The organism is Candidatus Tumulicola sp. (genome assembly GCA_036490475.1).
GTDB lineage: Bacteria > Vulcanimicrobiota > Vulcanimicrobiia > Vulcanimicrobiales > Vulcanimicrobiaceae > Tumulicola.
Map to the genome: position 1 here is coordinate 495,894 of DASXDT010000006.1, position 18,143 is coordinate 514,036.

Annotated in this window: 18 protein-coding genes; 5 read left to right on the top strand and 13 right to left on the bottom strand. The window is 61.7% G+C overall.

All coding sequences use genetic code 11. The annotated features are described in order from the left end of the window. Nucleotides 1-139 precede the first annotated feature (139 nt). Together VGF98_09950 and VGF98_09955 are read left to right on the top strand one after the other, a co-directional pair. Nucleotides 140-928 (top strand): hypothetical protein, encoded by a 789-nt coding sequence (locus tag VGF98_09950; protein HEY1681947.1) that lies wholly within the window; start codon nt 140-142, stop codon nt 926-928. Next, the gene (locus VGF98_09955) at nt 925-1,809 is read left to right on the top strand and encodes an oxidoreductase (GenBank protein HEY1681948.1); all 885 of its coding nucleotides are present in this window, start codon (nt 925-927) and stop codon (nt 1,807-1,809) included. Before VGF98_09950 ends, VGF98_09955 begins: the two co-directional genes overlap by 4 nt. A gap of 7 nt (nt 1,810-1,816) precedes the next feature. Here the strand turns inward: VGF98_09955 and VGF98_09960 are convergent, their stop codons facing one another. From VGF98_09960 to VGF98_09980, 5 genes are all read right to left on the bottom strand, one after another. Beyond that, on the bottom strand, nt 1,817-2,347 hold the full coding sequence (locus VGF98_09960) for a hypothetical protein (GenBank protein ID HEY1681949.1): 531 nt from the start codon (nt 2,345-2,347) through the stop codon (nt 1,817-1,819). 11 nt (nt 2,348-2,358) lie between these two features. Next, nucleotides 2,359-2,970, bottom strand: coding sequence for a hypothetical protein (locus tag VGF98_09965; protein HEY1681950.1), 612 nt, complete (start codon nt 2,968-2,970; stop codon nt 2,359-2,361). A gap of 4 nt (nt 2,971-2,974) precedes the next feature. Further along, nucleotides 2,975-3,649 (bottom strand): hypothetical protein, encoded by a 675-nt coding sequence (locus VGF98_09970; GenBank protein HEY1681951.1) that lies wholly within the window; start codon nt 3,647-3,649, stop codon nt 2,975-2,977. A 60-nt stretch (nt 3,650-3,709) separates the two neighbouring features. Next, complete coding sequence (locus tag VGF98_09975; protein ID HEY1681952.1) at nt 3,710-5,725, bottom strand: M28 family peptidase; 2,016 nt, start codon at nt 5,723-5,725, stop codon at nt 3,710-3,712. Between the two features lie 62 nt (nt 5,726-5,787). Further along, a complete protein-coding gene (locus VGF98_09980; GenBank protein ID HEY1681953.1) occupies nt 5,788-6,780 on the bottom strand; it encodes a hypothetical protein in 993 nt (330 codons plus the stop codon). Between the two features lie 109 nt (nt 6,781-6,889). Between VGF98_09980 and VGF98_09985 the strand changes: the two genes are divergently transcribed. The 3 genes from VGF98_09985 to VGF98_09995 all read left to right on the top strand — a co-directional run bounded on the left by VGF98_09985 (nt 6,890) and on the right by VGF98_09995 (nt 9,302). Then, complete coding sequence (locus VGF98_09985; protein HEY1681954.1) at nt 6,890-7,786, top strand: helix-turn-helix domain-containing protein; 897 nt, start codon at nt 6,890-6,892, stop codon at nt 7,784-7,786. Nucleotides 7,787-7,831: 45 nt separating this feature from the next. Then, nucleotides 7,832-8,245: a VOC family protein gene (locus VGF98_09990; protein HEY1681955.1), complete on the top strand. Its 414-nt coding sequence runs from the start codon at nt 7,832-7,834 to the stop codon at nt 8,243-8,245. A gap of 94 nt (nt 8,246-8,339) precedes the next feature. Beyond that, nucleotides 8,340-9,302 carry a hypothetical protein gene (locus tag VGF98_09995; GenBank protein ID HEY1681956.1) on the top strand — a complete coding sequence of 321 codons (963 nt, stop codon included), beginning with the start codon at nt 8,340-8,342 and terminating at the stop codon, nt 9,300-9,302. 16 nt (nt 9,303-9,318) lie between these two features. On the opposite strand, the gene VGF98_10000 is transcribed toward VGF98_09995, so the two are convergent. From VGF98_10000 to VGF98_10035, 8 genes are all read right to left on the bottom strand, one after another. Then, nucleotides 9,319-10,536 carry a serine hydrolase domain-containing protein gene (locus VGF98_10000; protein HEY1681957.1) on the bottom strand — a complete coding sequence of 406 codons (1,218 nt, stop codon included), beginning with the start codon at nt 10,534-10,536 and terminating at the stop codon, nt 9,319-9,321. 29 nt (nt 10,537-10,565) lie between these two features. Next, nucleotides 10,566-11,924: a M20/M25/M40 family metallo-hydrolase gene (locus VGF98_10005; protein HEY1681958.1), complete on the bottom strand. Its 1,359-nt coding sequence runs from the start codon at nt 11,922-11,924 to the stop codon at nt 10,566-10,568. A 45-nt stretch (nt 11,925-11,969) separates the two neighbouring features. Continuing rightward, nucleotides 11,970-14,255, bottom strand: a complete 2,286-nt coding sequence (locus VGF98_10010; protein HEY1681959.1) for a penicillin acylase family protein — start codon at nt 14,253-14,255, stop codon at nt 11,970-11,972. Further along, a complete protein-coding gene (locus tag VGF98_10015) occupies nt 14,255-14,647 on the bottom strand; it encodes an MmcQ/YjbR family DNA-binding protein (protein ID HEY1681960.1) in 393 nt (130 codons plus the stop codon). Before VGF98_10015 ends, VGF98_10010 begins: the two co-directional genes overlap by 1 nt. Nucleotides 14,648-14,778: 131 nt before the next feature. Next, nucleotides 14,779-15,198, bottom strand: a complete 420-nt coding sequence (locus tag VGF98_10020) for a nuclear transport factor 2 family protein (protein ID HEY1681961.1) — start codon at nt 15,196-15,198, stop codon at nt 14,779-14,781. A 94-nt stretch (nt 15,199-15,292) separates the two neighbouring features. Then, nucleotides 15,293-15,694, bottom strand: a complete 402-nt coding sequence (locus tag VGF98_10025; protein HEY1681962.1) for a hypothetical protein — start codon at nt 15,692-15,694, stop codon at nt 15,293-15,295. A 13-nt stretch (nt 15,695-15,707) separates the two neighbouring features. Continuing rightward, nucleotides 15,708-16,922 (bottom strand): hypothetical protein, encoded by a 1,215-nt coding sequence (locus VGF98_10030; GenBank protein HEY1681963.1) that lies wholly within the window; start codon nt 16,920-16,922, stop codon nt 15,708-15,710. Nucleotides 16,923-17,015: 93 nt separating this feature from the next. Beyond that, nucleotides 17,016-18,143, bottom strand: coding sequence for a hypothetical protein (locus tag VGF98_10035; protein ID HEY1681964.1), 1,128 nt, complete (start codon nt 18,141-18,143; stop codon nt 17,016-17,018).

An 18,143-nucleotide genomic window follows, 5' to 3' on the forward strand; every position in this document is an offset into this window, starting at 1 on the left:
AATCGGCACCGCGTACTATTATTACGGTCGTTTCGAAATGAATCGGCCCGGTGTGCCATTGCCGTAAGCGAACATCGTCGCAAACGTCAAAGCCGCCTCGCCGATGCGAGGCGGCTTTTTTTATGCAAAGGAGATCGTCATGACCGCCGTTACGGCATTCGAACCGTTCGCGCTCGACCGGTTTAAGCGTCGCGTCGCTGCGACCATCGAAGACCATCCCATCGTGCGAGAGAATCGCTATACTCGATGGTTCGCTACCGGCAACGCGTCGGACGACGAACTGCGGGCGTTCAGCGTTCAGTTCTCGGTCTTCAGCCATCTCTTTCTCGAAGCACAACTGCGCAAATGCATCAACGCGTCGGATCGATCGGGATATCGCGCGGCCAAAGAAATTCTGCTGAACGAACTCGGCGTCGCATTCACGCCCGATGGATCGGTCGAAGGCGGAACGTTCCGATTTACCGCCGGTCACTTCGAATGGCTCGCACAGTTCGCGCAAACGTTCGGTCTCGATTGGAACGATCTCGGTAAGCGCCGATTGGGTTCGCCGTCCACGCTGGCGTTCTGTGATGCGTTGCTCACGTGGTATGGCTCGGAAGACGAGTCGACCGCGACCGGGGCGTCATATGCGATCGAACACTGGGCTGCGGCGGGCTTCTGGAAAGAACTCATCGCCGGGCTGCGGGTCATCAAACAAAAGCGCATACCCGACCTGCCGCTCGGCTTCTGGACGTGGCACGACGCGCTCGAAGAGCGTCACGCCGAACACACCGACGACGAGTTGCGCGAAGCCCATTCCAAAACGGGCTTTTCGCCCGAACGCTTTCTGGTCGCCGGTACCGCAATGCTCGATGCTGTGGAAGCGTTTTGGAACGGACTCGCAACCGCGCAACCTGGGTTGGCCATGCCGGGTCTGCGCGAACGATGAGCGATGTAACGTCTACCTCGGCTCTCGGTGGCCGGTTCACGTTCCCCGGGACCACGAGAAGCGTCAACCGCGTCGGCTATGGCGCGATGCGGTTAACCGGTCCCAATATCATGGGTCTTCCGCGCGATCCCGACGAGGCGATCGCCGTTTTGCGCGAAGCCGTCGAGCGTGGCGTCGACCATATCGATACGTCCGATTATTACGGTCCGCACACCGTCAACCAACTCATCCGCAAAGCGTTGCACCCGTATCCCGCTAGCTTGACGATCGTCACCAAGCTTGGCGCGCGCCGTCCGCCCGACGGCTCGTGGCAGCCGTGGATTTCGCCGCAAGACTTGCGGGACGGCGTGCTCGACAACTTGCGCAACCTCGGGATCGAGGCGCTCGACATCGTCAATTACCGCTCGATGGGCGACGGCCACGGACCGACCGAAGGATCGAATGCCGAGCAAATCTCGACGCTGGCCGATCTGCAACGAGAGGGTTTGATTCGACATATCGGCGTGAGCAACGTCACCCACGCGCAGATCGCCGAAGCGCGTACAATCGTCGATATCGTTTGCGTGCAAAATCTCTTTAACGTGGTCGTCCGTAACGACGATGCGTTGATCGACGGACTGGCCGCCGACGGCATCGCCTACGTTCCGTTCTTTCCGCTCGGTGGGTTTACTCCGCTGCAATCGTCCGAACTGAACGCCATCGCGTCGCGTCTGGGTGCGACGCCGATGCAGGTCGCGTTAGCGTGGTTGCTCGCGCGTTCGCCGAACATTCTATTGATTCCAGGTACCTCGTCGCTCGTGCACCTGCGTGAAAACCTCGACGCGGCGAAGGTCGAGCTCGACGAGCGGACGCTACGCGAGCTAGAAGCGCTGCGCGGATAGACGCGCGTCAGTCGTCGCTACCGGCTTTTCCACTCGGCTCACCGTTGACGGCCAGAAACGTTACGACATCCCAAGCGTTGCGAATGCCGATGAAAATCAGGAGCACCGCCGCTCCCCCCAGCACGAATAACGACTGCGCCGGCTTCCACAAGAGCCCCAGTCCCGCGCTGAGCACGGCGATGTACGCGAGGAGCGGCAAGATGACGAACCACGTCCAATCCTCGAGGTCGGCCCGGTACTCGGAGAGACGGCTGGTTCGGGTCATCACGTAGATCGAAAAGATCGTTCCGTAAGCGCCGAACGCTGCGATCAATCCGCCGACCCAGGTGAGCGAGCGCCACGGAGCGCTCACGATTGCTGCAACGAACAGTGCGGCACAAAAATGCAAGACCGTCGGGGTGCTGAAGGTCGCGATCCCGTCTGGGCTGCGCTTTCGTTGCTCGTTGTTGACGAGCGTGATCACCACGAACATCAAACCCGTCAGCGCCGCCGCCGAAGAGCCGATCATCACGTAAAAGCTCGACCATGGTCCGAGCATCGCACCTGCCATCAGGACGCTAGCGTTGGATGCACCCCTGGAAGAAAGCCTGCTCGAATGATGGCAACGATCGACGGTGGGGTCAAAACATCGACCTGCGACGACTTCGGACGACGAATCCGGTCTCCGTAGGCACCCGCGCCCCACGCGATCAGCGCATCGTCCCACACTACGCGCGCGATGCCATCGCCGGAGACGATGTAGGCGCCGTTCGGAAGTGACTCGACCGGAGCGCGAACGGTGCGCTTCGTACGACCGTCGAGCCGCTCGGCGTGCAACGTTGCGTCCATCGCGTCGGCGCCGGCTCGTTTTCCGAAACACGTTTCCCACAACGCGGCAAAGCGCTTGTAGTCGGCGTTGCGGCACTCGGCACATGGTCTGTGTCCCGCGGCGAACGCGGCCGCTTCGTCGAGAAAGAACAGTTCGGTGTAGCGGCGCGGCGTCATGACGACTCGTCGAATGCCACGCCACTCCAGACGGCACGCGATCCATCTGCGCAATTGCCACTGTCGTTTGAGCGTGCGGTGCTCGTCGTGCAGCTGGCCTCTATTTCCCATGATCGAACCGCGCCCGGGCAACGCGACGATTTCGCCGAACGGCGTCACCCGGTTTTGCAGCGGCAAGGTTTTATTGCGCGGGCGATGCGCCGATCAAACGAAGCTCGACGTAATCCTTGTTATAGATCGTCTTCTGCGGGAGATGCGCGCGCTCGTCTTCCACGATGGCCGGCAGACCGACTTCGGCATCGTAATAGATGTGCTGTTCGAGATCGCTGCCGCGATATGCGCCGCCGACCTGATCGGACTTCCCGTTCACATCGATGGAGAAAAGGGTATTGCTACCGGCTGCGGCGCCGGTTCCGTGCATCGCAAACTGGTAATCGTAGAGATACAGGTCACCATGGCTTACTCGATACGATTGCGTCCAACTTCCGTCACCCGAACGACCCAACCGGCTGAAATACTGGCGACCGAGCATCGGGAACAAAACCAGCTGCATCGGCGACAAGTCATAGGGGCGATCCAAGCAGGTGACGTTGCCGTTGGGATACACTTCGCACGAATTGGTTGCGCGGGAGCGGACGGAGTTCCACCACGTATCGGTGGCGCTTACCATAACGCCGCCGTCGGTCATCGCCGCGCCGATATCGACGCTCATCGTTCCCGTACCGGGGCCGGTTTCGGCAGCCGCGGTATTATATCCGAATCGGTAATCCGCGTGAACGATCGTGAAATTTGCAGGCGGCGATCCGGCCGATGCGCCCTCGATCGACGCTAAAAGAGCTAATGCCTGAACGAACATAGCTGCGACCTCGCTTTCTTGCTCCGTACCCTACATTATAGCTGTCCTAGACCGTTCGGTCTAGCGCGCGGCGGCTGCCTGTGTCGCGGCATCGAAGGCGGCTTGGAGCGTGGTAAGCGCCGAGTCGCCATCCGGTGACAACGTCTCGTCGAGCGACGGCAACACTCCGCCTGCGTAACCCGAAACCGAATACAGCAGCGTACGCGACCACTTCGTGGAGTCGGGTTGGAAGAATGCGTTTTCGGCGGACCGCAACTGTGCGTAGGTCGTCGCCGCAGCCGCGACATCGTTCGCTGCGACCGCCGAGTCGGCGCGCGCGTCAAGCGCGTTTGCAGCGACGCTGAAGGCATCGGCCTTCGGAACCAACGACTGTGCCACGACGGCCCGGCGCGCTTCGTCGCCCTTGCCCTTTTCGAACGCGGCGATTCGCTCGCGCAACGTTTGCGCGACGCCGGATAGCCGCAAGTCGGGATAGTCGGCGTCGGCAAGGCGCAACACCGCCATCGAGGTGAACCGGGCGGCCGCAGCCGCACGATGCATTCCCGGGTCGAAGATCGCAAGCGACGCCGGATCGTCGTAGGCCGAGTGGTATGTTCCGAACGGCCCGGCGTACGCGCCGGCCAGCGCCGGAATGTTTTCGTGATAGACGAACGGCTCGTGGTCGCTGCCCCCGCCGATCGCATCGACTTCTCGCTGCGGATCTTGCGCCAGCCAATATTTGTCGAGCGGCGTGATCGCATCCGGTGCTGCGACGGCCGTCGTCGTATCGCGCAGCATGCCGGCTAAATCGGGCGTCGCCGCTGCTCCGAACTCGGGCCCGTACGCGACTTCGTCGGTGTTAACGTACGCAACGCAATGCGCGCGCAGGGGCGCTTCGTTTTGACGCACCCATATATCGCTTCCGAAAAGATTGAGTTCTTCGCCGTCCCACGAGCCGATGACGACGGTTCGTCGCGGACGCCAACCCGTGGCGTGCAGCTTTCCGAACGCGCGCGCCAGTTGCAACAGATCCACGGTGCCGCTAATCGGATCGATGGATCCGTACGTCCACGCATCGCGATGGCTGCCGACCACGACGGTTTGATCGGTCGTTCCGGGCAGCGTGCCGATCACGTCCCAGATCGGTCCGAAGAATCGTTTGCTACGCAACACGAAGTGCGCGCGAACGGAGCCGCCCAGGTGCTGCGAAAATGCGAATCCGGGATGCCAATCGGGCGGCGCCACGGGACCATCGAGCGGCTCGAGCAGTTCGCGTGCCACGTCGCCCGTAATCGGCGCTTCCGGGATAGGCGGAAGTTTGATCGCGGAAAACGGCTTGTGCGGCGCACCCGGAACGGGAATGCCGATCGCCGTCGGATCGCCCGGATCGTTCGTGAACGTCATCGTGTTGCGCGTCGCGCCGCCCAACGGCCTCCACGCGCCTTTCGGATACGTATCGCCCATAAAGTACCCGCCGGTGAGCGGGTCGTTGAAGACCAGCACCGCAGACGCTCCATGCTTGGCGGCTTCGAACGCTTTTGCGGTTAACGCACCGCCGCCGCTGCGCGCGACGACGATCGCGCCGCGTAAATCGACGCCGGCTTTGGCCAATGCCTCGAAATCGGCGGCCAGGGCATGGTTGGCGTACACGACGGTTCCGGTCGCATCGCCGTCGTTGCTATATCCCGAATACGGTATGCCGATGGCGGCATGATCGGACGAATACGGATCCGATGCGATCGATGGTTCGTACAACGAAACATTGCGCGCGCGGGCCGTTCCGGCGAAGAGCGTCAAACGCTGCTGCACAGGCCAGGCAATCGGCACGACATAGGTGACGATCTGCGCGTTCCATCCGGCTTTGATTAGTTGATCGCGCACGTAGTTGGCGGTGCGCTCGTCGCCGGGCGTTCCCATCCGGTGAACGAAGGACGCCAGCCCCAATTCGTCGGCGCGGGCGGCGGCTTCGTTGGGCGATGCCGCGACCGTTGCTTCGTATTGAGATTCCGCGGTCAACTGGTTCGGAGCGAATCCGCGGGCCGTTATGCCCGTCGTTAACAGTGCCGCAATCGCAGCAAGAGCAAGACGTCGTACCATCGTCCGTTCTACTGTGGCGCGGCGGCTAATCCTATGCCGCCACGCCACTGACGAACGCCGTCTTAGGGCCCGACGGCAACCCCGTACGGTGACGATAAATACGAACCGGTGACGACCTGAACCGGCGTTTGTGCGCCGGCGCGCGCGTTCAACACGAAAATCGATGGCGGACCATCGAGCGACGTGCCACTCGTTGCGTAGAGAACGTTGGCGTGAACCGCGACGCCATTCGGTAGTTTGAGCGGCGGCGAGTTCGAAGAGATCGTGCGATCCGGAGCGCTCGTCCCGTTAGCGGTGGGCGAATACGCAAGGATATTGCTGTCGCCGGTGTTGGCGGCATAGAGTTCGCCGGATGCTTGCAACGCCAAACCGCTCGGAGCGTTTTGCTGTCCGGTACCGACGATCGCGCGCACTAGCGTCGGATTGGTGCGCGGTGTGGTAAACTCGCTTATTTCGTTGGTATCCGAAACGTACAAATTGCCCTTCGAGTCGATCGCCAATCCATTGATATCCGCATGACCGTCAGGCAATGCAATCCGTTGGATCGTCTTGGCGGTGCCTTTCGCACCCGGCGCGTACACCGCAATGTATGCGTTGGTGAAACCGCCCGCGTATTCGTATCCGGCGCCGTCGATTGCGACGGCACTCGGGACGAACGGCAACAATAACGTACGCGTCGCGGGCTGGTACCCGCTGGCGTCTTTCGGATAGACTTCGATCGATTCGTTCTCTTCATCGGCAACGAAAAGATTGCCGGTGCTGCCGATTGCGATCGCGCCCGGATTATACGAAAGAACCAGCGACGATCCGGCCGGCGTCACCAACGTTCCGTCGGAGTTGCGCGCGAAGCGGAATATCGATTTACCGTAGAAATCGCTCGCATAGAGCGCCGCCGCGCTCGCACCTTGGGGGTGTTGTTTGGATGCCGGTTGTGACATCGGTCCAGCGTTCGTCCCGCCGGGCATCGTAGAAACGGAGTTACCGCCGCTGCATGCGGACAGCAGTAACGCGCAGGCCGCCGCAGCGGCCGCGTATGGATAGCCTGTAAAGCGCATTGTAGTCGCCCTCCCTAGCAGGGCCTTTCCCGGCTCGGACGATCTCCCTGGGAAGCAAGCGCGCAACCTGCGCGAGCTAATGGGCATAACGGCGTCGAAGCGTCGGAGCGTGCACGTAGCGACGGCGCTCATCGATCCGGACGTTGCGACGGGCGACTCGGCCCTCGGCCGCTGGACCAGCGCCCACTGGTCGCCGCCGGCTGCGTCCCCGCTGCTGGGCGTTGTGGATCGTATTTGGTATTTCGACGGAACGCTGGCGTTAGCACGCGAGCGCGTCTTTCCGGATGGGACGGCCGAGATCGTCGTGCAGCTCGACGAGCCGCACCGCGACGGCGACCTTTCGTTGCCGGTTCACTTCCCTGTGATCTGCGTAAGCGGCTTGCGAACCACGCCGAGCGTCGTCGTCGCTCCCGCGGGTCGCTGCCGTGTTGCGGGGATCCGGCTGCGAGCGCCAGCCGCGTCGTGCGCCCTCGGCCTACCGGTCGCCGAACTGCTGGATATCACCGTCGACCTGCACGCCGTTGCGGGACAAGCCGCTCGCGAGCTGGGCCAACGTTGCTTCGAAGCCGCCGAGACGGTGCACGGCAGCGCCGCTCGGCGCGCCGTTTCAGTCGTGCGTGCGGCGGCCGGCTGGACCATCGCCCGGCTTGGCAACACACGCAGCGACGAACTCGTCGCACGCGTGGCACGCGCCGTCGTGCGCGAGCGTGGCGACGTCCGGATCGAAACGCTACGCGCAGAAAGCGGCCTCAGCCGGCCCGAGCTCGCCCGGAGATTCCGGCGCGAACTTGGCATCGCGCCAAAACGCTTCGCTCGAATCGTGCGCTTCAACCACGTCCTTCGCGCGCTTGCCCGGCGCGAGACATCGAGCGCGGCCGCCGCCGATCTCGGTTACTTCGATCAGGCGCATCTGTACCGCGATTTCGAGGAGTTTGCCAGGATGACACCGGGTGCGTTCCTGGCCGCCACGCTGTACGCCGGCTCCGTCAGTATCGCGGAGCCGTGATCATTTTTCCAAGACGTTCGGCCTGTAGTCGGGTACCATGGTCGCATGAACGAAACAACCAACGGTAAGCAATCCATCTATCCGGCGCTGCGTTACGACGACGCACGCGCAGCGATCGACTGGCTCAAATCCGTGCTTGGCTGCACCGAGCACGTGGTGTACGCGGACGATGGGAATGTCATCCATCACGCCGAGCTCGAGCTTGCGGGCAATTTGTTTATGCTCGGCAGCGTGAAGAACGACGGGTCCGGCAATCCCGCGCAAACCGTGTACGTCGCGCTCGATAGTCGCGAAGCGGTCGACGTCACCTACGCGCGCGTTACCGCCGCAAAGGCCGCCATCGTGCGGGAACTAACAGACACGGATTACGGCTCGCACGAATTTGGCGTTCGCGATCCCGGAAATCATAGCTGGAGTTTCGGAACCTACAAACCGCAGGCGGGCTCGGCGCCCCACTGACGCGGACGAACTTCACGCGAATGTAGCGCTCCGAGCGGCTTCATCGATTAGCCCATCGAAGCCTATGGGTGCCTTCGGGTGAGGAGCGTACCGTATGATGAAACTGGTTGCGGCGACCGCCGCATGTTCCATGCTCGCCGCTTGCACGTTCGGAAATTCTGCGCCGGGAGCGGCGTCCTTCCAATCGCCATCGGAGCGCCGAGCGGACGTTCCGGTCGTCGGCGGCTGTCAAATCTTCCCATCGAATAATTGGTGGAACACCGACATTTCCCAGTATCCGCTCGATCCGAATTCCGATGCCTATATCGGAGCGTTGCCCGGCAGCTTGCATCCGGATTTCGGACACGACCCGCATTACGGGATACCGTTCGTCGTCGTGCCGAAAAATCAGCAGAAAGTTCCCGTACAATTCGGGTACTCATCACAAAGCGATCGAGGCCCGTACCCGATTCCGCCCGACGCTCCCATCGAAGGCGGGGCGCACGCCAAGGGCGACCGTCACGTGCTCGTATTGCAACAAGACGCCTGCAAGTTGTACGAAATGTGGCGAGCGTTTCCCGAAAATGGCGGCAAGAAATGGCGCGCCGGCTCGGGTGCACTCTTTCCGCTCGACACCAACAAACTGCGGCCCAACGGTTGGACGTCTGCCGACGCTGCCGGCCTGCCGATTCTGCCCGCGCTGGTCAAGTGCGACGAAGTCGCCGCCGGCGAAATCGATCACGCGCTACGGGTGACATTCTCGCAAACGCAAGCCGGGTATATCCATCCGGCGACGCACTTTGCCAGCGATAGCAAAGATCCGACGTTGCCTCCGATGGGATTACGCATTCGAATGAAAGCCTCGTACGATCTTTCGGGTATGACCGGCCAGGCGTTGATCGTTGCAACGGCGATGAAAAAGTACGGTATGTTCGTCGCCGATAACGGATCGAATTGGTATTTTCAAGGGCAGGGCGGGTCGCCGGCGTCGTGTTGGAACGACGACGACCTGGATCAGCTCAAGAACGTCCCGAGTACGGCGTTCGAAGTCGTCAAGACCGGAAAGATCTTGCGGTGACGACGCCGTAGCGCGTTTACGTCGGTTGGTTGGCTTTGATCGACTTGTAGATCTGGCCGAAAAGCTCCAGCATGTGGCTATTCTTTTCGACCGGGCGGCTGTTGGCGAAAATCGCGACCACGAGCCCGGAGTCCGGAAAGTACAGATGCGTTGCGCGAAATCCTAGCGTCTCGCCTTGATAAAACCAAAACGAACCGAGATTCTTATCGTACTTTTGAGCAACGCCTAAACCGAATGCCGATGGGGTGCCCGCATCGACGGCGGCGACGGGCTTCGCCGTTTCCGTCGAGATGAGGCTCATCAGCTCGCGCTTTTGCCGCTCCGGCAGGAGTGCGTTTCCCTGATAGATCGCTCGAGCCCAAACGGTCAGGTCTTCGGGGGTCGAAACGATCGAACCGGCACCTTGCGCCCACGAAACGGTATAGGGTGTCACATTCTTACCGTGAAATTTCTCAAACCCAGGATCGTCGTTTTCGTAGTAGCCGGCTACGACGCGCCGAGCGACGCTTTCCGGATAAAAATTATTCGCATAGTAGGTATTCTTGAGCCCGGCCGCCGCGATGATTCGCGCGATTTCGACCGAGAAGCTATGGCTCTTGCTACGCGCCGCGACCACTTCTTGAGCTAGGAGATAACCCGTGTTGGAATATGAGTACTTCGTGCCCGGCGTCCATTTGATGCGCGGATAGATCAACCGAATCAGTTGATCGGCCGACGTATAACGCATGGGAGCGTTGGCGAACATGCGATACCAAGCGCTGGTATCGTCGTAGGTTTCGATGCCGCCGGTCATGCTCAACAGCCGTCGCAATGTCAGCTTAGCATACGCCGGATATTGCGGCAGATACGTTCCGATCGGCGCGTCGATCGAAAGGCGGCCTTGCGCTTCGAGCTGCAAAACGGCGACCGACGTGAACGCCTTCGTGTTGCTGCCGATCTGATAGAGATCCGAGGGTGTCGCTTTCGGTCCACCGCCGTATAGCGTCGTTCCAGCGACGACGTCGATCGGATTGGTACCGGCCTTGAGACTCACCGCGAGCGACAGCGCCGACACATGTTCGATGGCGCCGTATTTCGTTAGATATCCGGTGAGATCGCGTTGTAAGGCCTGCGTTAACGCAGCACGGCTACCGGCCGCAGAGGAAGCCGAAAGCCCAGGCGCGGCGGTGCCTGCAAGCGCAACGAGACACACCGCAGCTACGGCGGAAAACGTACGGTTCCATCGAGAAATCATCGCGATCGATTGCTCCTTAGTATACGAGGCTAGTGTGAGGGCCGAATCGGTGCCGGATAGACGGCCGGACTGCGCAGGCCGTTGCGGTCTACGCTGCGCACGGCCATGATGTAATCGTCTTTCGACAGTGGAACGGTCGTTTGTGCGACATCGCCGACGTCGCGGGCGTGCTCCCATAGCGGCGCATCGGTCGAGCGCCAAACGACTTCGTACGACGTCGCGTCCGGCACGCGCGTCCAGCGAAGGGTCGACGAGTAGCCGAGACGGTCGAGCAGCATCTCCACGCCGCCCGGTTGCGCGGGGCCGAGCGCGAGCGTCGCCAGCGAGGCGACGTTGGCTTGCGTCGCGCGCTGCAGGTACGACGGATCAATATATTGCGGCAAGTCGCCGTATTGCACGCCGTCGCTCACGCGCACATCCTGGTGCTGATGCGTGAAATTTTCGTGCGGTTCCACAAAGCGTATAGCCGCCGAATAGCCGGCATCCTGGAACGATTCCTGATCGCCGCCTCGTAAGAAGCGATCGGCCCGAAAGATCTGCCGCACCGAAAAATCCGGAACGTACGCCGGAATCGTTTCGGCGACGAAACGCGACAACTCGCGCGACGGCGAATCGTTTTCGGAGCCGATCGCGTTAACTGCAGACCGTTCGCTTTTCACCGGAAGAGCTTCGCTAAAGACGCGAATGAGGCCGGGTTCCGAAAGCCCGTCGCCACCGGTCGAGTTCCCGATGATATCGTTGTTGAGCACGGCGAGAATCGGTGACTTGCTCGCCGCCATCTCGCGCGCGAAATGATTCGAACCCCACAATCCGAGTTCTTCGCCGTCGAAGCACGCGAAGACGATCGTACCACGGAATTGCGACGACGCCATCACGCGAGCGGCTTCCAAAACGGCCGCGACGCTCGATCCGTTGTCGTCGGCCCCGGGTGCGATTCCGGCGCCATCGGTACAGCGTCCGTCACAATCGTCGTAGTGGCTGGCCATCACGTAGATGCGGCCGGGATCCGAACCGTGCAGCGTGGCGATGACGCTCGACTCGGTCACCGCACGCGGCGTACGCGGTGTCTTCGGTTGGAGATACGTGTCGAGCGCAACGCTCATACGCCCACCGCTGGAAGCGGCAATATCGCGAAACTGCTTCGCAATCCAGTCACGCGCAGCGAAGACGCCGTGCTCGCCGGTCGACGTCGTTTCTGAAAAATCGTTCCGCGTGCCGAACGCAACCAGCTTTTGGACCGAAGCGCCGAGGCGAGTGGCTTCCACCGAGTTGGCCATGGCTGCAATCGGCGGGTACGGAGCGATAGCCGGCATCGGCCAATCGCCCGAGGCCGCCAACACACCGATCGTCGCAACGAGAACGCACAGCTGTCGAACGCGTATCAGCACCACTCAAACCTCCGTGGATGAGGGCTTCGGGCTGCGAAGGGCCGTTTACTTGCCGCCAGTCGTGGAACTCGCCGGTTCGAGCAGCAACGTTTGGCGCGCGTGCCGACGCAATGCGAACGCACTAAACGGCAGCGGCGATAATCGTCCTGCGATCCAATCCGGCGTCGAATCGGTGTAGTACGGCGATCCCGGCTCGCCGGACTCGCCGCTCGGAATAACGATACCGCCGGCGTCCCAATCGCCAACGTCCCAAACGGCGCGAAACCCTTGTGCGAATCCCGGCTCTTGCAGGCGAATCGTGTCCTCGTTGCCGGAGCCGGGCAGCACGTCGCCGTTGAGAAAACCGAAGCGCATCGGCGACAGCGGATGCTCGATCGCAATCGCGCCCGCCGCGCCCCAATCTCGACGATCCATCGTCGCCGACACGAGCGACGCAGCAACGTCCTCTTCGAGTCCCGGCTCCCAATCGCCGCGCGCCGATCGCAGCTGCGCCAGGCGCGCCCTGGCCGGAACGCCCGCGCCCAGCAACCAGTATCGCACCGAGTGCTCCAGAGCGGCACCGCGCGAATCCGGATCGAAGCGCCCGTCCCATCGTGCGAGCACGTCGAACGCGGCAAGCTCGTCGCGCGTCACTCCTTGCATCGCTCGGGCCCGCAACACATCGGAGGCGATTTCCGCGTCGATCGGCGAGTACGTGTCGAGTTGCATGGTCGCAAAGTACGCGGCGTCGTAGCGCGATCGCGCGCGTAGGAGTTGCGCGATTCGGTAGGCGCGATACGGGGGCTCGAACTGCGCCGACAGACGATACGGATAGTTCGCACCGTACGAACGATTGTTGGCACTCACAACGATTGCGTTGCGTGACGGTGCTGCAGACGGCAACCGCGCGAACGACAACTCGGCGAACGATCGCTCTACGTCGGAGGCCGGATGCACGTATCTGCCCCACGCCGGGTCGTCGGGAACGATGCCGGCCATGTGATAGACGACGTTACCCGAACGGTCGGCCACCACGAAATTTTGTGGCGATCCGCGATACCCGGCCAGCGCACGCACGGCATCGCCGGCATCGCGCGCCGCATTCAATCGCAAAATCGTCTCGATCGTCGAACGTCGTTGGGCGTACATCGGCCAGCGCACCAGCAGCGGCGCGGCGGCGGCTTGCCCGGGAACCGAAAACTCCGCAGGTGCGCGATAGTAGCGTACGGCGCGGTCGCCTGCGAATCGCACCGAAAAATGTTGATCCGTCCATCGCCCACCACGCGCTCGCGAATTGAATCGAAAGACGCCGGTCGTCGCGACTTGCGCGTTGGTCGACGCCCATGCGATGCGCTCGTTGTGTCCCAACACGACGCCGGGGACGCCGGGAATCGTCGCCCCGGCAACGTGCACGTGCGGCGACTGCAAGTCGACGACGTACCAGATTCCGGGGATCGACACGTCGAGATGCGGATCGTTCGCCAGCAGCGCGTGCCCATCGAACGACCGGGCCGAACCCGCAGCCCACGCGTTGCTCCCGATCGACGGGCGTCGCACGGACGCGACGCTTCCCGGTCCGCAATCGTCCGGCAGATCCAACTGCACGCGGCGCGGTATCGCGTCGCCCCGAACGGAAACGTCGTAGCGGCCATCCGATAACGGAACGAGCGCATCGAAACATCGCGATCCCTGGGAACGCCAAATCGCATCGCGCGCGACGACATCGTTCCAAGAATCGGACAATTCGAGGGACGCGACGATCGAAACCGCCAGCGAATCCTTCGGCGTCCACGGTGCGGGACGATAGAGCATCAGCCGAAACTCCACCGGCAGCGGCTGCCGGGCCGCCGCAGCGTTGATGCCGTCGCTAAATGCCGATAATGCGCTGCGCGTGGTTTCCGGCAATGCACGCAACTGACGGCGAGCGATTCCATCGATGTCGACGGCCCGCTGTGCCACGTCGATCGGGAATGTCTTTGCGCCCAGGACCTCGGACAGCGTTCCGTACGCATATCGTCTCGTCAAATCGAGTTGGAAGAGACGGTCGGAACCCTGCGCGTAACCTTCACCGAAATACATGTCCCAATCGTCGCGCGCTCGCACGTGGGGTACGTCGCGATCGTCGCGCACGATCGTCACGACGCTCGATAGGCCGCGAACTGCTATGACGCCGCCGGTGCGGCTAACGCCGTGCAGTCCGTACGCAACGTCAACCGCATAGATCGCGAGCGAGATGACGCAGCAGATGATGAGCGCGATTGCATGGCGGCCGATCGTTCGAATCACCGCGATCGCTGCCGGCTGATCGGCGCTCGACGCGATCCTTGGGTCGGGCCGCTCGAAAAAGCTCATTACGCGCGGCGCTCATCGAGAAATGCTTTTGCGAGCTTTGGGGTGGCGCGCACGAGCCAGGCATCGGTCAAAACGTCGCGCAAGCGAATTGTATCGATCTTCGACAACCGGACGAGCACGGCAGCGAAACCGTCGAAGTGCGGGATGGTAAAGAATATCGCCCGATCGCTCTTGAGGAGAGCCTCCTTCATTTCTAAGCCGTCGGTGCGCACGCCGAGAATCGCTCCGTGCGGGGCGTCCGGCCCGAGCGCCGCGACGTCGGATGCGCGCAACGGGCGGTCCCACGCGAACGCCTTACCCCCCACTTTCCACGCGAGGTTACCGTAACTCGTGCCTTCGGTCGTCTCCGGAAGTGCGAGCGTGATTCGCCGGACGTCGTCCCAGGTGGCCACGTAACGAATTCTACCGTATTTTTCGGCGGGTTCAAGTGGTCACGGGCGACGGCTCGAGTGCGTTCAGGGCATGAAAGGGTAGCGGCGCGGCGACCCCTGTTTGCATTTGGGCGGCCGGGCGAATCGACGAGCTACTCAGGCGACACGCGCGTCCACAGTTCGTTAAAGTCGACGCTGTCGAAAAACGCTACGACGTCGACGATCGAACCCTCGCGAAAGCGAAGAAACCACGAATAGGAATTACGATACGGGAGACCGTCCGTCGCAACCGTTTCGGCGTCGAACAACGCCACCACGGTATCGCCGTCGGCATATAAACGCCGGACGGCCGGCACCAGCGGGCGCGCGAAGCGTTTGTTTAACGGCACGATCACTTGGTTCATAACCGCCTCTTTGCTCGGGTACGTTCCGGCGACGGCGGAGTGGCCGGCGATTTCCCAGCGAACGTCCGGCGCCATCAAATCGAAGAGGTTTCCCCGGCCCTCGCGCCACCGTTCGAACGCCTGTCGAACGGCTTCGCGATTCCGTTCAACGCTCGAAGAATCGGTCATTGCGACGACACCGCAATCCCGCGCCCGGCGCTAGAAGCGTTCATCCGGTCGGTAATCGCAAATGGAAAGGCGCGCATGGCTTTCTCCTCGTCGATCACAAAATGGCCTGTTCGCCAAGTAGTCGCGTTACCAGCGGATTCGGGTCGAGAAACAGCGCGTTTTGATGGCGCACGGCGATGCCGTGAATTCGTCCGAGTGCGTTGGCCATCGCGGTCGAACGGCTAATGCCCGCTTCACAATGCACTAAAAGCAGCGTAGCGGCCACGCAGTCGTCCCGAACGAACGTCAACGCTCTGCGCGCCATGGCCGCATCGAACACGTCGAGTTCGCCACGTTCTACGTCCCAGAACTGCAGATCGCAGCGCGCTATCAGCGACGCTTGAGGCAACGCAACGGGCCGGCTTCCCGGGTCGGTAATGCTGATCGCGCCGAACGGCTCGCGCCATGCGAACGCCTCCGCGCCGGCACGCGATGTGGAATAGATCAATTCGAGCATTTCGTGCCTCGCATCACTTATCCGAAGGTGTATACGCGGCTCCCTCGATTCCACTGTAGAAATTTGGGCTCGATACGCTCGTCCACTTGTTCGTGCCGTATCGTCCAAGATCGAGCCATCCGCCGGCGTCCGCGAGCGCGAAGTTCGATTCGGCTTTGTTGAAGCCGCCCGAAACCGGATCGCCGATGCCGAAGGCATTGAGCGGTGTCGGACCGAGCGTGTTGAACGGCTTGCCACCGGGCGCTAGCGGCAGATGGTACTGCGAGATCGTTCTCGCTTGCTGATCGACGACGTTGAGAACCGAGCCGCCGCCCGTTACGTTGACGCCGCCAAAGAAACCGTAGGTTCCAGCCGGCTCGACGATCGTTAGCGCCGGGTTCTTCGCCGGGCTCGTGATTTCGCCGAGGCCCGGGCCGTACACGCTGCCGTTGTAGCCGACGAACGTGAACCAGATATTATCCGAGGCATCGAAGTCCATAAAACCCACGCCGCAGATCGGACTGCAGCTGTCGCCGAGCGTGATCAGATGCGGCGACGCGCTCGTCTTGCCTTTTGACCACCACTCAAATCCGGCGCCGAGATTCGATACGCAACTCGGGTTACACACTTCGATCGAATAGATGTTAAGTGCCGCAAACACGTTGCCCTTAGAATCGATGCCGCTGTCCCAGCCGTATCCGCTGAACGTCGAGCAGCCTTTTACCGAAGACGGACAATTGAACAAGAATTGCTTTTCGTACCGTCCGGCCGAACTGTATTGTTGCAACGCGCCGTTCGTGCTGCTCGGCGACGTCAGTTCGCACGCCACCCACTCGTTCTGCGATGCGTCCACGCGTACGCCGACCGGCGACAGGCAGTTGTTCTTCGAAAGGTCGACGGCGACGACGGTTTTACGTCCGCTCACCGTCTGGCCGACGAGGTAATTGAAGTCGGTATCGGTCGCCCATATGCCCACCGTACCCGCGGCGCGGCGGCCGAAGGTTGGGCGTGGTCGCGCGATGCGGTTGAGCCGATCTCGTAACCGCGCTTGCGGGACGGGTCCTGGAAGTTGTCCCGACGCTTGCAACTGCAATAAGCGCGCCGGAGTCATCGGCTGGCGCAGCAGCGCGATTCGACTCGCGTCCGACGTCTGAGCGGGTGACGATGGTGCGGCCGAACCAGCGCATCCGGCAAGAATGGCGGTTGCGATGAACCCACCGAGCAATACGAGCGAACGCGGCGTGCGCATCGAGTTTCTCCTCAGCAATAGCATCGAGCGAATGTTCGATGCCTTACTGCCGCCTGCGGGCCGTTTCCTAGGGAACCGCTTGCGTTCGCCGCTTTACAGTTTGTAGTAGCCGGGGAACGCGACCGTGACGGCGCCACCCAGCGTGGGATGTTGTCCCGGAAGCGCGATCGGAGCAACTTCTTGCACCAAGAAGCGGAACGGAGCGATCATGAACGCACCGTAGTACGTCATATCGCGAACCACAAACGGATTCGCGGTCGCATCGTAGCGCATACCGAGATAGGCGTGCGGCACGGGATAGATTTTGAGTCGCGCGTATCCGCCGCTGGATCGTTGATTCGTTCCGAACCCGTCCGCGTTGTGGTCGTCTCCCCACCATTGCTCCGCTTGCAGGTCGACCGGACCGAAACGTCCGTGCGCCAGTAAACCGTAGCGTTGGTATGCGTCGCTAAACGCGGAGCGGCCGGTCGGAAGAATCCCGCGATTTCCTTCGAGAAACTCTCCGCCGGCGTCCACTTCGGAGTTGGCCTTGGAGAGAATGCCTTGATCGAGCCACAATCCGACCTCGGGTGCACCATTGAATGTCGTTTCGCCGGTATCCACCGGCTTGCCGCCGTACGCAGCACCCTTGAACTCGCTGAAATCTACCGTCAGATTCGCGACGAGATTACCGATCGTTTTCTGATCCCATAAGCCCCAACGCGGAGACGCCAGCGGCAGGTCGTTGAGTCCGACGTGCGCGTTATAGTAACCGTATCCTTGGAGGTCGTCTAATCGCTCGCCCGGCGATTGCGCCAAGGGCAATTCGAACAATCCCAAGCGGTATTCGGACTTGGTGTGCGCGTTGTAGTCGGTCAAGAAGCCGAGATACAGTGCGGCCGGACCGCCTCCCGCTCCCAGGCTATAGTGCATGAACGCAGAGATGTTGCCGAGATCTGCGGCGCCCAGCACGATTCCGCCAGGCGTCCAACGGCGCGTTCCAGCCGCCGGATCTTGCGAATACCCCATCTGATAGCGGATCGCCAACAGAGTAGTCGGATGCTTTGGCAGCGGCAACTTATAACCGTGCATGCGGAAGTAATTTCCGAATGCGTTCAGCTCCGGCATCACGCTATGGCAGGCACCGCACTGTAAATGATAGCGTTGCGCGAAGATTGGAACCGCTTGCGCCGGCGCCGAAACGCACAGCATGAGGAGCGCGAACGCGACGGCAGCTGCCAA

What these genes read in the sequence shown, in the direction of transcription:
- VGF98_10025 (HEY1681962.1), bottom strand. Translation starts at nt 15,694, where the DNA reads ATGCTCGAATTGATCTATTCCACATCGCGTGCCGGCGCGGAGGCGTTC.
- VGF98_10030 (HEY1681963.1), bottom strand. Translation starts at nt 16,922, where the DNA reads ATGCGCACGCCGCGTTCGCTCGTATTGCTCGGTGGGTTCATCGCAACC.
- VGF98_10000 (HEY1681957.1), bottom strand. Translation starts at nt 10,536, where the DNA reads ATGATTTCTCGATGGAACCGTACGTTTTCCGCCGTAGCTGCGGTGTGT.
- VGF98_10020 (HEY1681961.1), bottom strand. Translation starts at nt 15,198, where the DNA reads ATGACCGATTCTTCGAGCGTTGAACGGAATCGCGAAGCCGTTCGACAG.
- VGF98_09990 (HEY1681955.1), top strand. Translation starts at nt 7,832, where the DNA reads ATGAACGAAACAACCAACGGTAAGCAATCCATCTATCCGGCGCTGCGT.
- VGF98_09995 (HEY1681956.1), top strand. Translation starts at nt 8,340, where the DNA reads ATGATGAAACTGGTTGCGGCGACCGCCGCATGTTCCATGCTCGCCGCT.
- VGF98_09975 (HEY1681952.1), bottom strand. Translation starts at nt 5,725, where the DNA reads ATGGTACGACGTCTTGCTCTTGCTGCGATTGCGGCACTGTTAACGACG.
- VGF98_09950 (HEY1681947.1), top strand. Translation starts at nt 140, where the DNA reads ATGACCGCCGTTACGGCATTCGAACCGTTCGCGCTCGACCGGTTTAAG.
- VGF98_09955 (HEY1681948.1), top strand. Translation starts at nt 925, where the DNA reads ATGAGCGATGTAACGTCTACCTCGGCTCTCGGTGGCCGGTTCACGTTC.
- VGF98_09960 (HEY1681949.1), bottom strand. Translation starts at nt 2,347, where the DNA reads ATGCTCGGACCATGGTCGAGCTTTTACGTGATGATCGGCTCTTCGGCG.
- VGF98_10010 (HEY1681959.1), bottom strand. Translation starts at nt 14,255, where the DNA reads ATGAGCTTTTTCGAGCGGCCCGACCCAAGGATCGCGTCGAGCGCCGAT.
- VGF98_09970 (HEY1681951.1), bottom strand. Translation starts at nt 3,649, where the DNA reads ATGTTCGTTCAGGCATTAGCTCTTTTAGCGTCGATCGAGGGCGCATCG.
- VGF98_09980 (HEY1681953.1), bottom strand. Translation starts at nt 6,780, where the DNA reads ATGCGCTTTACAGGCTATCCATACGCGGCCGCTGCGGCGGCCTGCGCG.